This window comes from Clostridium sp. CS1-1, from assembly GCF_056135525.1.
This window is the reverse complement of record NZ_CM148680.1, coordinates 505384-520524: the sequence shown is the minus strand read 5'-3', so window position 1 is coordinate 520524 and position 15141 is coordinate 505384. Positions and strand designations below refer to the sequence as shown.

The 15141-nt window shown below is 32.4% G+C and carries 10 protein-coding genes; 6 read left to right on the top strand and 4 right to left on the bottom strand.

The window, feature by feature from the left end; all coding sequences use genetic code 11:
- Nucleotides 1-61 precede the first annotated feature (61 nt).
- The 3 genes from AC0N0V_RS02270 (at nt 62) to AC0N0V_RS02260 (ending at nt 4041) form a co-directional block, all read left to right on the top strand.
- The gene (locus AC0N0V_RS02270) at nt 62-580 is read left to right on the top strand and encodes a chromate transporter (RefSeq protein ID WP_474464409.1); all 519 of its coding nucleotides are present in this window, start codon (nt 62-64) and stop codon (nt 578-580) included.
- The gene (locus AC0N0V_RS02265) at nt 581-1105 is read left to right on the top strand and encodes a chromate transporter (protein WP_474461933.1); all 525 of its coding nucleotides are present in this window, start codon (nt 581-583) and stop codon (nt 1103-1105) included.
- A 317-nt stretch (nt 1106-1422) separates the two neighbouring features.
- Nucleotides 1423-4041 (top strand): calcium-translocating P-type ATPase, SERCA-type, encoded by a 2619-nt coding sequence (locus tag AC0N0V_RS02260; protein ID WP_474461932.1) that lies wholly within the window; start codon nt 1423-1425, stop codon nt 4039-4041.
- Between the two features lie 84 nt (nt 4042-4125).
- On the opposite strand, the gene AC0N0V_RS02255 is transcribed toward AC0N0V_RS02260, so the two are convergent.
- Together AC0N0V_RS02255 and AC0N0V_RS02250 are read right to left on the bottom strand one after the other, a co-directional pair.
- Nucleotides 4126-4956 carry a ComEC/Rec2 family competence protein gene (locus AC0N0V_RS02255; RefSeq protein WP_474461931.1) on the bottom strand — a complete coding sequence of 277 codons (831 nt, stop codon included), beginning with the start codon at nt 4954-4956 and terminating at the stop codon, nt 4126-4128.
- 78 nt (nt 4957-5034) lie between these two features.
- Nucleotides 5035-5904 carry a CvfB family protein gene (locus AC0N0V_RS02250; protein WP_474461930.1) on the bottom strand — a complete coding sequence of 290 codons (870 nt, stop codon included), beginning with the start codon at nt 5902-5904 and terminating at the stop codon, nt 5035-5037.
- Nucleotides 5905-6190: 286 nt separating this feature from the next.
- On the opposite strand from AC0N0V_RS02250, the gene AC0N0V_RS02245 reads away from it, so the two are divergent.
- A complete protein-coding gene (locus AC0N0V_RS02245) occupies nt 6191-7270 on the top strand; it encodes an FIST signal transduction protein (RefSeq protein WP_474461929.1) in 1080 nt (359 codons plus the stop codon).
- A 238-nt stretch (nt 7271-7508) separates the two neighbouring features.
- Here AC0N0V_RS02245 and AC0N0V_RS02240 read toward each other — a convergent pair whose 3' ends face one another.
- Nucleotides 7509-8780 carry a M14 family zinc carboxypeptidase gene (locus AC0N0V_RS02240; protein ID WP_474461928.1) on the bottom strand — a complete coding sequence of 424 codons (1272 nt, stop codon included), beginning with the start codon at nt 8778-8780 and terminating at the stop codon, nt 7509-7511.
- A gap of 234 nt (nt 8781-9014) precedes the next feature.
- On the opposite strand from AC0N0V_RS02240, the gene AC0N0V_RS02235 reads away from it, so the two are divergent.
- Nucleotides 9015-12053 carry a vitamin B12-dependent ribonucleotide reductase gene (locus tag AC0N0V_RS02235; RefSeq protein ID WP_474461927.1) on the top strand — a complete coding sequence of 1013 codons (3039 nt, stop codon included), beginning with the start codon at nt 9015-9017 and terminating at the stop codon, nt 12051-12053.
- Nucleotides 12054-12567: 514 nt separating this feature from the next.
- Here AC0N0V_RS02235 and AC0N0V_RS02230 read toward each other — a convergent pair.
- Nucleotides 12568-14016 (bottom strand): PQQ-dependent sugar dehydrogenase, encoded by a 1449-nt coding sequence (locus tag AC0N0V_RS02230; protein ID WP_474461926.1) that lies wholly within the window; start codon nt 14014-14016, stop codon nt 12568-12570.
- Nucleotides 14017-14281: 265 nt separating this feature from the next.
- On the opposite strand from AC0N0V_RS02230, the gene AC0N0V_RS02225 reads away from it, so the two are divergent.
- Nucleotides 14282-14782 carry a YybS family protein gene (locus AC0N0V_RS02225; RefSeq protein WP_474461925.1) on the top strand — a complete coding sequence of 167 codons (501 nt, stop codon included), beginning with the start codon at nt 14282-14284 and terminating at the stop codon, nt 14780-14782.
- Nucleotides 14783-15141 lie beyond the last annotated feature (359 nt).

Here is a 15141-nt window from a genome sequence, read left to right as displayed (position 1 = left end):
ACTTAATTCATGGCTATAAATTGAACAAATTGAGGTGATTGATTTGAAAAAAATTTTTTCCATGTTCATAAGTTTCTTTAAAATAGGTGCATTTACCTTTGGTGGTGGATATGCTATGATTCCGCTAATCCAAACTGAAGTTGTTGATAACCAAAAATGGATCGAGAATGAAGAATTTTTAGATATTTTAGTTATAGCACAATCCTTTCCTGGTGCTCTTGCAGTTAATACATCTATCTTTATAGGTTATAAAATAGGTGGTTCACTTGGAGCCATTATAGCTTTACTAGGCACTATTCTTCCTTCATTCTTTATAATCCTTATTATAGTTTCTTTTTTTATGCAGTTTAGAACTAATTATTATGTTGACTTAGTATTTAAGGGTATTGCAGCTGCTGTACCTATGCTAGTTTTAATAGCAGTGGTAAGCCTTTCTAAATCTGTAGATAAAAATATTAAAAATCTACTAATCGTAATTATAACCGTTATTCTTATTAGTATTGTAAAACTTCACCCGGTACTAGTTATAATTTTGTCAGGAATATATGGTTACCTATTTTTAAGAAAGAAGGTGAATTAAATGCACACAATCCTCCAAATATTTTGGTCATTCTTTAAAATTGGTGCATTTAGCTTTGGTGGTGGTTATGCTATGCTACCTCTAATTGAACATGAAATTGTTAATAGTCATCGCTGGATAAACTATAAAGAATTCATAGATATAATAGGTATTTCTCAAATGACTCCTGGACCTATAGCTATAAATTCTGCTACTTTTGTTGGATATAAGGTATCAGGATTTTTAGGAAGTGTTGCTGGTACTACTGGCGTAGTAACTTTCTCTTTTATACTTGTCTCCATAGCCACTCATTATATAATGAAATTTAAAGAATCCAAGGCTATGAAGGCAGTATTACTCGGAATGCGTCCTGCACTTATTGGACTTATAATATCTGCTTTTTTGTCTCTTGCAAAAGAATCTTATCATGATGTAAAGAGCATTATTATCGGAGTTTTTATATTAGGCATACTTTTATCTAAAAAGGTACATCCTATTTTAACAATAGTTATTTCAGGTGTTATTGGAGTAGTATTTTATAGATAGAGTGAAATTGATAATGTACAAAATAAATGACACTTCTAATTTTTATAATTTAATAAGCAAAGTCAAATAAGTTTATCTATACTGTTTTATGCATTATAAATAATTTTGTATTGTGGATTATTTTATCATGTGATACAATTAATGTAAAGGGGAGTAGCAAAAGCTATAAGCTTTAAACTATTCGTCATCCCGGCTTAATGCCCGGATAGTTTTCTCTCTTAAAGAGATTGCAAGACCTTTGTTCTATTTTTATAGGGCAAAGGTCTTTTTTTGATAATCTTAAACATATATACAAATAATATAAATGAGGTGATGTTATGTGGTTTAGAAAAAATGTCCAAGAAGTTATACAAGAGCTAAGTTCAGATCCTATGAATGGATTAACTTCTGAAGAGGTAAAAATAAGAACTGAAAAGTATGGGCTTAATAAGTTAACAGAAAAAAAGCAAAAATCCCTCTTCATGCTTATAATCGAACAATTAAATGATCCACTCATTTATATACTTATAGCGGCTGCAGTAGTTTCTGGTATTCTAGGAGAAATAAGTGACTCAATAATTATAGCGCTAGTAATAATTATTAATGCAGTTATAGGTGTAGTTCAAGAATCCAAAGCAGAAAAAGCTCTTGATGCTCTAAAAAAACTTTCTACTCCTAAAGCTGTTGTTAGAAGAGATGGTGAACTTAAAGAAATTGATTCTGAAGAATTAGTTCCAGGAGACATAATAATAATTGATGCAGGAAGATACATCCCTTGTGACCTAAGGCTTATAGAGACTGCTAATTTAAAGATCGAAGAATCTGCCCTTACTGGTGAGTCTGTACCTGTAGATAAGGATGCAAATGTAGTTTTAAGTGGAGAAGATACTGCACTTGGAGACCAAATTAATATGGCTTTTGCATCTACCCTTTCTACTTATGGAAGAGGCGTAGGTATAGCAGTTGGCACTGGTATGGATACTCAAATAGGTAAAATTGCAAAAATGCTAGATACAGGAGAGAGAGAACTAACTCCACTGCAAAAAAGACTTGCTGAACTCGGAAAAATACTAGGTATAATTGCACTCGGTATATGTGCTCTTATGTTTCTAGTGGCTCTATTTCAAAAAAGGGATATATTTGAAATGTTCTTAACTGCCATAAGCTTAGCTGTAGCTGCAATTCCAGAAGGTCTTCCAGCTATAGTTACCATAGTGCTTGCCATGGGCGTTCAGAGAATGATAAAAGAAAATGCTATAGTAAGAAAGCTTCCAGCAGTAGAAACCTTAGGTGCTGTAAACATAATCTGTTCCGATAAAACTGGTACTTTGACTCAAAACAAAATGACAGTTACTAAGTTTTACGCAGACAATAGCCTAGATATAATTTCTAGCTTAAAGTCAGATAATCCAGTGCACAAGCTTCTTCTAGAAAATATGGTACTATGTAACGATGCCACTTACTCTGAGACTTCCAAAACAGGTGATCCAACGGAAATTGCTCTTTTAGAAGCCGGTGGAAAATTTAACATTTTTAGAAATAATATGTCTGAGTTACACCCTAGGATAAATGAACTACCTTTTGACTCTGACAGAAAACTTATGACTACTGTAAATAAATATAATAATGAATTTTATGTAATGACCAAAGGAGCCGTAGATAACCTAATTAAACTATGCACAAATATTTATATCGATGGCAAAGTAGTACCTTTAACAGATGAATTGAAATCTAATATAATGAAAGCTTCAAACTCAATGTCAAATGACGCTTTAAGAGTACTTGCAGGCGCTTACAAGACATTAAACTCTCCACATATTGAAATTGACTCTTTAGAAAAAGACTTGACTTTCATAGGACTTGTGGGGATGATTGACCCTCCTCGCGAAAATGTTAAAGATTCTATAGCAGAGTGTAAAAAATCTGGTATAAGAACAGTAATGATTACAGGTGATCATAAAAATACTGCCTTTGCAATAGCTAAAGAACTTGGAATAGCAGACAATGAATCTCAAGCTATATTTGGTGCAGAACTTGACAAAATGCCTGATGGTGAACTCTTAAGTAGAATTGAAAACCTGAGAGTTTTTGCAAGAGTATCTCCTGAGCACAAAGTTAAAATAGTTAAAGCATTAAAACAAAAAGGAAATATAGTATCTATGACTGGTGATGGAGTAAATGATGCTCCTTCTTTAAAAATTGCAGACATTGGTGTGGCAATGGGAATCACCGGGACTGATGTCGCTAAGGGTGCATCAGACATGATTTTAACCGATGATAACTTTTCAACAATAGTGGCAGCAATTAAAGAAGGCAGAAATATATATAACAACATTAAAAAGTCCATAATTTTCTTATTATCCTGTAATATAGGAGAAATTATTGCCCTATTTATCGGCATACTCTTAGGTTGGCCTGCTCCTTTAAGACCAATACACTTACTTTGGGTTAACCTAATAACAGATAGTTTGCCGGCACTAGCTCTAGGCGTCGACCCTGGTGACCCTGATGTAATGAACCAAAAGCCTCGTGACCCTAAAGAAGGATTATTCGCTGGTGGCTCTGGTATATTTTTAATTCTAAATGGTCTATTGATAGGACTTTTAACTTTGGGCGCTTTCCACATTGGAACTATAATTTATCCAAACTCCCTAATGCACGCTCAAACTATGGCTTTTGTAGTACTAAGTGTATCTCAACTATTCTTCTCTCTTAATATGAGACACTCCAAAAAGTCCATATTCCAATTAGGGCTTTTTACAAATACTAAGCTACTTGGTGCAATTGTATTTGGAATAGTGCTTCAAAATATAGTTATAACAGTGCCAGCACTTGCAGAAGTGTTTAAAGTTTATCGCTTAACCTTGAACGACTGGATTTTTGTAATACTACTATCTCTTGTTCCTTTAATTCTTAATGAAATTGTTAAGGTATTTCTTAGAGGTAGAAATCGTTAATAGGTCTGGCTTTTATATAGAAAAGGTGTAGCATTTTAGATACTAGTTTCTAAAATGTTACACCTTTTCTGTATTATTTATAGCTTATTTTCCATTAATTTTCACGACGGTTCTATTTTTTGTTCCTACAGTAAATCCATTCTTAACTATTATATTCCCATGAATATCTGTTCTCAAGAGTACTTCTACTTTTTTACTTATCCTTTTTATTATTTTATCATCTGGAGTTTCCACTCCATTGCAAGTGACTATTGCAACCTGAGGCTTCACTGATTCTAAAAACTCGTCTGTACTGCTAGTATTTAATGAATGATGTGGTATTTTTAGAATATCACACTGTTCAAGCTCTCCACCATTAATTATATCTTTTTCCTCTTGTTTTTCACAGTCTGCTGCAAATAAATACTTTATTCCATCTATCTTTCCTTGTAGAACTATTGAATTATTATTTTCTATTTTTCTATCTTCCCTAGTAGGAGCTATAGCTTCTAACTTAATCTTACCTTGTTTAAGTACCCATCCTTTATTTATATATTTTACATTTATACCTTTTTCCATTAAGGTTTTAAATAAATCATATCTTATTTCGCTATAATGAGTAGGTATAAACACTGTATTAACCTTTTTACTTTCAGCAATCCTGAGAAGTCCACCATAGTGATCGTCGTGATAATGTGTAATGATAATCGCTTCTATATTATTTACCCCATTTGAACTTAGATATTCTAAAATACTATTTGTATAGTATGGCGCTCCTGTATCTATTAAATAATTCTTACTAATACTTTTTATTAAAATACAATCACTTTGACCTGTGTCAATGAAGTGAACCTCATATCTACTGTATCCTGCAAAAGCAGTCCCTTCAATAAATATTATTATAAAAAAAATAAATATAACAACCTTCTTTCTCATGGACTCACCTCCAGAAAGTATATTACATTTATTTTTTCTATTATCTAACTTTATATCCTTGTAAACTTATGCCAAGTATTACTTTAATCTCGTTCCCTCTTCATCCTGAACGATAAGCCCTCTTTTCATTAATCCACCTAATGCATTTTTGAAGTAATTTTTGCTCTGATGAAAAACTTTCTTTATATCTTCAGGAGAACTCTTATCATTAAAAGGCATAAAACCACCATTTTTCTTTAAATAATCCAATATTTCTTCTTGAAGAGCCAATCTTTCATCTACAGGTCTCTTTCTTGGAGTAAGCCCTAATTTTCCGTCCTCATATATCTTTTTTATTGTGAGGTTTAACTCATTTCCTTCTTTAAGATCAGAAAAGTATTCGTTCTGCAATATTACTCCTCTATAGGTCTTATCAACAGCAATCATAGCACTTCCATTAGTTTGAAAACCATATACTATGCCAGTAACTTCATCTCCTATCCTGTACTTTTCTTTCTCAGTTCCATCTTCCTCTTCAAGGTCTAAATTATCTAAATATCTATCTATGTTTGTCGTTCCAGCAATTCTCCCCGTTTTATCTAAGTATATGTAGAATAAATAACTATTGTTAACTTCTAAATCGTATTGCTGCTCCTTAAAAGGTATGAGCACGTCTCTTTCTAATCCAAAGTTAACAAAAACACCAACCCTACTCTTTTCAACCACTTTAAGGTATGCCACATCTCCAACTTCTGCTAAAGGTTCTTTTAAAGTTGCTATTATTCTATCCTTTGAATCTCTATATATAAAAGCTTTAACTTCTTCTCCAATAGATAGTTCTCTGTCTAATGCACTTTTATTAGGTAAGAGTATATCATCCCCAGTTCTTCCTGTACCAGCATCTAAATAATATCCGAAATCAGCATTTCTAACTACCTTTAGAATATTAAATTCTCCTATGTTTATCATTGAATCTATCACTCCTTCTATTTAACTACGATAAGTAATTACCGTCCCTTATTATATACTATTATTACCACAGTTACTACTATTTATAAAGGTAGTTTTAGCAAAAGCCTTATACTATTTATAAAAATTAGTCTTAATTATAACTAAACTATGCTAAATTTAACCTTTATTCTACAAAATAATATATCAATTATGATAACTCTTTAGTATAATTGGTATAATTACTAAGTTAATACTTTAAGCTAATTTTATAGACTTAAAAAGTTAAGTGTTGGAGGGGTCATAGTTGTACTTAAAATCATTAAACGAATTAAAGATTTATGTTAAAGATCTAAATGTAAAAGACAATGAAGAATTAATGATACTAACTGCAGAAAATTCTTCATCAGATGTTGAGGAACTAATATCTTATCTAAATAAAGGTGACATAAAATTCTTTGGTGGCATATACTCAAGACTTCTTGTAGGTAACCAAAGTTTGAAAGAGGGTTTTATTGTTCAAAAATATGAACCTCTATACTCATCCATTGTTCTTCCTTTCTTAATGAGATTCAAACTTAATCCTGAAACTATGCAAAATTGTACTGCACTGGTTTTAGTTGATGGTTTATCAAGTAAAATGAAAGACTTAACAGATACAATTTACAATAAACTTGGAAATAACGTGAGTTATATTGGCGGTGGTGCAGGGTACTATGATCTAATCCAAAGGCCTTGTATATTTACCAAGGATGGTATATTTAAAGATGTTTCATACGTATGTATTATTAAATCACCGGTTAAACTTGCAGTAAGCCATGGTTGGAATAAACTTGAGGGACCATTCTATATAACCGAGTCCAAAAACAATATACTATCTAAGCTTGATAGCTATAATGCCTTCGATGTTTATAGAGACGTAATTGAAGATGAAGAAAAAATCACACTTTATAAATCAGATTTTTTTGTTTATGCAAAAGATCATCCTTTTGGTATTGTTAAAAATGGACAAACTGATTTAGTAGTGAGGGATCCAATCTCTTTAAATGAAAATAATGAAATAGTCTGCGTAGCAGATATCCCCCAAGATAGAGAGCTTTATATACTTAAAGGTGATGTAAACTCTTTACTAAGCTCCTCCCTAGACATAGCCACAAAATGTGCCTCAAATGCACCTGAAAAATATACTCCTTTATTATTTAATTGTATTTCTCGTGCTATGTTCTTGGAAAACCTTTTTGAAGAAGAACTTGCAAATATCCAAAATAAATTAAAGTATTCTGTGGAAGGCGCTTTATCTATTGGAGAGATTTCTTCTAATAGACACAAAGAATTAGTTATTCATAACAAATCTACTATATTAGGGCTTCTTTCTACAGAAAACTAAGTGTCTGTCATAATATTAGTAGTCAGTATGTCATGTATTCTTTGAAGGCACCCTGAATAATTATACATAATCTATATTCTGAAGCTTATTTTACATAGTAAAGAGCTAGATTGAGATTTTACTCTATCTAGCTCTTTATATGCTTTTTATTCTTTTAGTATCTTTAATGATCTAATCACTCTAAATAAACAACTCTTTAAAACCCATCACCTATAATAATCTTTAATATAGATAAGTTCTAAATTACAGAGGCTAGCAGTAATAATTCTTCATTATCATTGTATATCTTATTAAATTGGCTTATTGGAAGAGGATTTGTTCCTCTGCCTACCTCTATAGTATATCCCGGTCTTCTATATTCTTGAATAAACCAATCCTTGTATCCTGAATAAGATGTTATTCCAGAAGTCTGTGATAAAACATATCCACTTACTCGAGAGAATAAGTTACCTATTTTTTCAGACTCTGGAGGAGTTATTCCATCATATTGCCAGTAAATAACTTCTCCTTGACTATGGTAAGCAAGTACTAATCTAAAATTGTGACTTCTAGTGAAGTTAATCACTGCTTTAGTTTCAGGCTCTGATTCAGGCGAAGGTCCAGAATACCTTGTTGGCCCTGGTCCAAATACACCGTAACTGGCTTCCGCTTGCTTTGAAAGCTCCCAACCTGCATTGTAATTATGGTTTAAGTCGACTCCTCTATTATTAGCTTCCCAGTTTCTTGAAAAATCTGTGCTACCCTTATTCCATTTTATTAAATCATTATAATATGGGTTATCTCTCTTTAAACCATTGAGAACTAAATCAATTCCATCGGGATTTACCATAGGCATTATATATATACTGCTTCTACTCCATATATCACCTATATTATAACCTCTTATACTTCGCCCTTCTGTGTATGCTTTAGCAAAATTCTCTATAAATTTCATAAGCAGTGGAGTTGTAATCCACTCTAGTGCGTGATGAGAACCATTATAGAAAACCTGATTTGGTCCTGTACCAAGCTTTACATAATAAAGATTTCTTCCAAGAACGCTTTTCCCTGCATTGCCAATAGTTAAAAACGGATACCTTGCCTTCAAACCTTCTAAATCTCTTCTTAAAATGTCATAAGTATAGTTTATATTTGTATCCACTACATCAACTCCATATGGTACTATAATACTCCTTCCTGGAATCAGATCAAAAGGCTCAATACCGGGGTTTGCAACTATAATTTTATAAGGCTGCGTATAATAGTTTCTAGCTATGGAATATAAGGTATCACCTGGTTTTATAATATAAGCATCATAACCTAGCATAAATCTCTCTAAAATTCTATAACTATTAGCACCTACAATTCCATCAACCGTTAATCCATTGTTTCTTTGAAATTGTCTAACAGCTTCTTCAGTTTGGCTTCCAAACACGCCGTCAATTATACCCGGATTATATCCTACTTTTTTTAAGGTTGCCTGTATCTTCATTACCTCAGTTCCTCTAGAACCTAACTTAAATATTGGCATATCTTAACCACCTAATATTGATTACTAGTATTATTCTATACTTTAACTTTGTATTAGGTGATAGGTTTTCTGTTAAATTTGGATAAAATAAAATTTAGGCAAATAGTTCTCATTGAATTTATGTTGAATGTGCTTTATAATAAAAAAGACCCTATATATAGTGGGTAACAATTAACAGCACTACTATATATAGTGTTTATTTCTATTACTTACATACAAGGAGGTAGACTTATATTGGATTCTATAAAAAATTTATTTAAAAGGTATTATACAAAAGATTTGGAAACAGACAGTAATAAAACTGTTTTTGATTTATTTAAGTGGAAAAAGGTTGATGTGTTTTTAAAAGACCATAAAACAGATAAAGTATTAGTTGATATGAAGGATTTAGAGTTTCCAGAACATTATTCACAAAATGCTTGTGACATTATAGCTTCAAAATATTTTAGAAAAGCTGGTGTTCCGAGTGGAACTGGTTATGAAAGTAGTATGAGAGCTGTTGCAGATAGAATGGTTAACTTTTGGTGCGAATCTCTTAAGGATGAAAGAATTATTAAAACTGAGGAAGAAGCTTCTATTTTTTATGATGAAGCTGTTTATACTTTATTAAATCAAATGTATGCACCTAATTCTCCTCAGTGGTTTAACACAGGTCTTTCTCAATCATATGGTATAAAAGGAGCAAAGCAAGGGCATTTTTACTTTGATGAAAAGCAAGGTAAAATAGTTGAAAGTTACGATAATTATTCAAGAACTCAAGCTTCTGCTTGTTTCATATTATCAATAGAAGATAAACTTCTAGGATCTCACTCAATATCAGAGCAATACATAACAGAAACTAAGCTATTTAAGGGTGGCTCCGGTACTGGTACTAACTTCTCTCGCATAAGAGCAAAGGGAGAAAAGCTTTCTGGTGGTGGAGTATCCTCTGGTCTAATGAGCTTCTTAAAAGGTTTGGATAGGAATGCTGGTGCTATAAAGTCTGGTGGTACTACGAGAAGAGCTGCAAAAATGGTATGTCTTGATGTAGATCATCCTGAAATTATGGATTTTATAACTTGGAAAGCTAAAGAAGAAAATAAGGTAAGAGCTCTAGGAAAAATGGGTTATGACATGGATATTGATGGAGAAGCTTATGAAACTGTTTCAGGACAAAATAGCAATAACTCAATAAGATTATCAGATCTTTTTATGAAAAAAGTAGAAAACTTAAGTAAGAATCATGATGATATAATAGAACTAAAAGGTAGAGTTGATTCAAAGTTAACTAAAACAGCTAAGGTTTCTGATATATGGGAAGCTTTCAATTCCTCTGCTTGGAATTGTGCTGACCCAGCACCGCAGTTTGATGATACCTTTAATGCTTGGCACACATGTCCTGCAGGTGAAGATGGAGTTTACAATGCAGACTATAATAGAATTAATTCAACAAATCCTTGTGGAGAGTACGCATTTTTAGATGACTCTTCTTGTAACTTAGCTTCTATTAATATATATAAATTTTATAACTTTAATGATAATAAATTTGATATAGATGGATACCTACACGTTATAGGTTTAACCCAGTTAATATTAGAAGCCTCAATACACTGGGGTCAGTTTCCTACTGAAGATATTGCAAGAAAAACATACATGTTTAGAGCAACAGGACTTGGAGTTGCAAATATAGCTTCGCTATTTATGGTTATGGGTTATCCTTATGATTCAGAAGAAGCTAGAACTTTAGCAGCTGCTTTAATTGGTACTCTTACAGGTTATTCTTACTATGTATCCTCATTAATGGCTAAAGAGGTTGGTTCTTTTGAAAAGTTTGAAATAAATAAGCCTTATATGATGAGAGTTATAAGAAATCATGCTAGAACTTCTGGGGTTAACTTAAGTCTCTTAAATGAATTAGGAGAAGATAACTTCGATTCTAAGTTTGAAGGCTTGAATTATGAACCTCTAAAGGTAAATCATGATAACTTAAACAAAGAGGGGTTAGAATATATAAGTGATTCCCTAAAAGAATGTTGGATTAAGGCTCTTCAGTCTGGTGGAGAATTTGGATATAGAAACTCTCAAGTTTCCGTTATTGCTCCAACAGGAACTATATCTTTCGCAATGGATTGCGGCGCTACATCTATAGAACCATTCTTCAGTCATATTGTTTATAAAAAACTTTCCGGTGGCGGATTTATGACAATGATAAATCCTGTTATCACTATGGCTTTAAAGAGGCTTGGTTACTCTAAAGAACAGATTGAGGATATTTTAAATTATGTGGTTGAAAAAGAAACTGTAACTGAAAATGGATTTAGTTACGAAAAGATTTTAGATGGTAAAATAGAGGGTGCTCCCCATTTAAAAGAAGAACATCTTCCTATATTTGATACTTCAAATCGCTGCGGAAGTGGTGAGAGGTATATCGACGCAATGGGTCACGTTCTTATGGTGGCTGCTATAACTCCACTAATATCTGGAGCTATATCAAAAACTGTAAACTTACCTAAAACTGCTACTGTAGATGATTTCAAGAATGTAGTTTTATCCTCTTGGAAGCTTGGAGTAAAAGGTATTACTTTGTATAGAGATTCATCAAAGGCAGCCCAGCCTTTAAATACTAGCTTAAGTGATACTACAGACACAAAGCTTGAAAACCTAACTTATCAACAACTTCTTGCAAAAGCTAAAGAGCTTCAAAAAGGAGTGAAATATTCAAAACGTGATAAACCTGTAGGAATTCGTCAAGGCACAACGCATCCAGCACAAATTGACGATGTTAAGATATATACTACTGTTAACAGGCGTCAAAGTGGAGAGATATCAGAAATATATATAACAACTGATAGAGAAGGTACTATCATTACAGGACTTTTAAATTCACTTTCTAAATCAATTTCTGTAATGCTTCAGTATCATGTAGCACCTCAGGATATAGCTAGAATGTTAAGAGGTCAAAAGTATGAGCCTTATGGATTTGTACAAAAGCATCCTTACATTAAATATGTGTCCTCTATATCTGATTTAATTAGTAAGGTAATTGACATTGAGCTTGGTGACTACTCAAGATGTCAAGTTAAGCCAGAAAATTACGGTGAAGATACAGTAGGTAGTGCAAATGAGGCTGCAGCTGATTCTTCAAAATTAAATGATGGTGAAGTTAAGAGTAAAAAGGTAGATGGAGAAAGAGTTTATGGCTCTACTTGTTCTACTTGCTCAAGTACTAGAATGGTTAGGAACGGAACTTGTATGGTATGCTTAGACTGCGGATCTACTACGGGGTGTAGCTAAAGAAATAAGCGTTACACTAAGTTTAAGTAGAAATACAATTAAGTTGTATTCTATGTCAATTAAGTTATGTTCTAATACAAGTAACTTATATCCCAGCACAAATAAGTTGTGTTCTCTAAAATGAATATTTATTCAAACAAAATTTAAAAACACTATTTATAATTTTAAAGTTATAAATAGTTAGATTGTTCAAAAACCCAGCACCTTTTTAGGTGTTGGGTAAAATTATGCCTTTATTTAATACGGCAGTATTCATAAGATGTATTTTTATAGATACTTTTACCTTTATCACTTTTTACAAAACGAAAAACTTCATCCTTATGATTTTCCTAAACATGTTGCCTAATTGTTCTAAAACATACCTTATCAAATGTTAAACATTTATCTCTATAAATAGTAGCTTGAATCACTTACGTATTCTCCATAACCTTGACGGTTAGTTGTTTTATATTTCGATTCAATAAATCCAGGAAAGGGATTTATCTGGTATTAAGTCTGATTTTATAGTTATGAATCATGGAACAATTTCAAATATAGTACCTTGGTTAAAATCAGTCACATTCATAGAGCCATAAACCCCTAAATATAGTCTGGTTTGATTCAGATTTGTTCCCAAACTAGTATAATAAGCTGATTGAGACCCAAAATTATAATCTGTTTCAATAACACTAAAATCATTTAGTTTACAATCTGCCCTTACCCTAGTATAAGCTAAAACCCCTCTAATTGGAGGTTTAGATCCTTCATTACGTGCAAAATCGGTAAACACAACGCTTCCAGTTAAATTAGAAATTCCATTCCCCATATATGACTGCACTCCTGTAAGTGCAGTTCCTCCAAACTTATCCGGCCTAGAATCTTTATGAAAATAGCTGATTAGAGGCGGAATACGCTGTGTTGAAGTTTTTACTGCATCATTGTAATAAGCAAGTGTTTCCTCATCCAGAGTCGGATTTGCAGAGCAACCCCTTATAATCGAGGTAGGAAAAGCACCTTCCCACCCTCGCCAGCCAAAGTTAATAAATCCTTCTTGGTCAGGTTCAGATTTCATTAAATAAGCTTGAATAAGCTGAGTAACCGGTATCGGTTTGTAATGAACGAATGAAAAAATTGACTCTACCAGATCCTGTCCTACAATTCCTACATACTTGATATACTGGTTATAAAACCTTTGAAATGAAATTCCAGGTATATTGCGAACCCCTTTGGCAATTACCGTAAGCGTTTCCTGAATAGGTACAGGTAGTTCATTAAAACGTGTGACTACCGGCGGATTATTGATAAATGTATCCTTAGCTACATCAATTTCAATTACTTTACCGGCAATTTCCATATCATTCTGGCTTGAATTAAAAGGATCATAGCCTGATCCACCATCTCCCGTTGTTAAAACAAGCTTGCCTGTTTCAGGTGAAAAGTTTAAGCTATTGACACCATTATGATTAAAAAATGGTCTTCTTAAATTAAGTAATGTCCGCCGTTTTTGAGGCTGACCAGTGGATTGCAAAATCCATTCTTCAACAGTATCAATATGATCATAATTAACTTCTCTATTTATCCACTTTTGGTTTAAGGTTCTAGGTTCACAGGGATTAGGTTTAAAAAATTCAGGAAGACCTTGTCTTGAAACTTCTGAACTAGGAAGAGCACCTGGCCCTTGTGTTCCAGCTACTGAATAATGAAGATAAAACAAACCATTATAATTAAATTGAGGATGAAACGCCAGCCCTATCAATCCACGTTCATCATATCTTCCACCAGAAAAACCTAGTTTTAAAATTTGCGGACGAATATCTAAAAAGGTTCTTACAACTCCGTTTCCAATGTAAAAGATCTCTCCTACTTGGGTTGCAATAAATAATCTCTCCATTGGGTCACCCGGAAGCATAGCTGTTTTCAAAACAGTAGGTAAATTTACCTTACTAACAATGGGCCGTAAACTAACTTTAACTTTTTCTAACAACTAACTTTACGCTCCTTTATATTCTATTCTTTTATAACTATATGACTAAAAATGTTCTATTAGCACCAATTATTCTCTTTTATAAGAATATCTGAATGGTAAAAGAATGAGAGTCGATAGTAATATACACATAATACTATATTTTTGAGATAGGTCATTCATTCCTTATTAAACTAGAACATATAAATGAATATTTGTAACAGACAATAGTTTGAAGTCATATAATAATACTACATTATGTAGACTAAACTATTGGAGGAATACTATGATAAATACAAAGACTATGGCAACTGGAGCATTATTTGCAGTAATAGCAGCTTTATTTCAATTAATACCTGCTCTATTTTCTGAAGTATTTGTATTTCTAACTGTATTTAGTGCAGTACCTATTTATATTGTTTCAAGGATAAATCCCAAATCAGGTGTTTTATCATATTTTGTATCCAGTATGCTTATTATGTTTTTAAGTGTACATGAAGGACTATTTTTTTTATTAACTAATGGAATTGTTGGTGTTTCACTAGGTGTATGCAGCTATTATACAAAAATGAAGTCTGTTACTTGGTTTCTAAGTTCTGCCATGCTAACAATTACCTTAAGCATAATGAACTATGGTATAGGTATACCTGTTTTTGGCAAAAACATTCCAGGTGCAATAATAACTCAGATAACAATAATATTTTTATTTTCAATGGTTTATAATATTTTCTATTATTATTTTTCAAGTTTCATTTTTAATTTTGTTAAAAGAACAAAGTTCTATTAAGTAGTACTAAAAACAAGCATATAGTTATGTGAAAATTCAGCTTAGCAATAGAAAATAGCCACATTAAACACTTAATGCTATATAATTCCTATTTATACGAACAACACCCACTTTTACATTTAGAAGTTTTGCAAAGTATAGCAGACGAAGCCAGCATAGAATATACCAATTTTAATAGTAAGCCTATTATTATGACTACAGCTTTTCTCATTGCCACTAGGAGAAATGGTAATGTAGTTCACTATTCTAGAACAGTAAAACCTTGGTACTTAGCTTACACGTGTTTCACCTAAACTTTTTGCACTATACATGTCACCACCCGCATTTTTTATTATATTCACAGTTTTACACGACCTTTA

Excerpts from the sequence above, each read along its gene's own strand:
- AC0N0V_RS02270 (WP_474464409.1), top strand. The coding sequence starts at position 62 with ATGTTCATAAGTTTCTTTAAAATAGGTGCATTTACCTTTGGTGGTGGA.
- AC0N0V_RS02265 (WP_474461933.1), top strand. The coding sequence starts at position 581 with ATGCACACAATCCTCCAAATATTTTGGTCATTCTTTAAAATTGGTGCA.
- AC0N0V_RS02260 (WP_474461932.1), top strand. The coding sequence starts at position 1,423 with ATGTGGTTTAGAAAAAATGTCCAAGAAGTTATACAAGAGCTAAGTTCA.
- AC0N0V_RS02255 (WP_474461931.1), bottom strand. The coding sequence starts at position 4,956 with ATGAGAAAGAAGGTTGTTATATTTATTTTTTTTATAATAATATTTATT.
- AC0N0V_RS02250 (WP_474461930.1), bottom strand. The coding sequence starts at position 5,904 with ATGATAAACATAGGAGAATTTAATATTCTAAAGGTAGTTAGAAATGCT.
- AC0N0V_RS02240 (WP_474461928.1), bottom strand. The coding sequence starts at position 8,780 with ATGCCAATATTTAAGTTAGGTTCTAGAGGAACTGAGGTAATGAAGATA.
- AC0N0V_RS02225 (WP_474461925.1), top strand. The coding sequence starts at position 14,282 with ATGATAAATACAAAGACTATGGCAACTGGAGCATTATTTGCAGTAATA.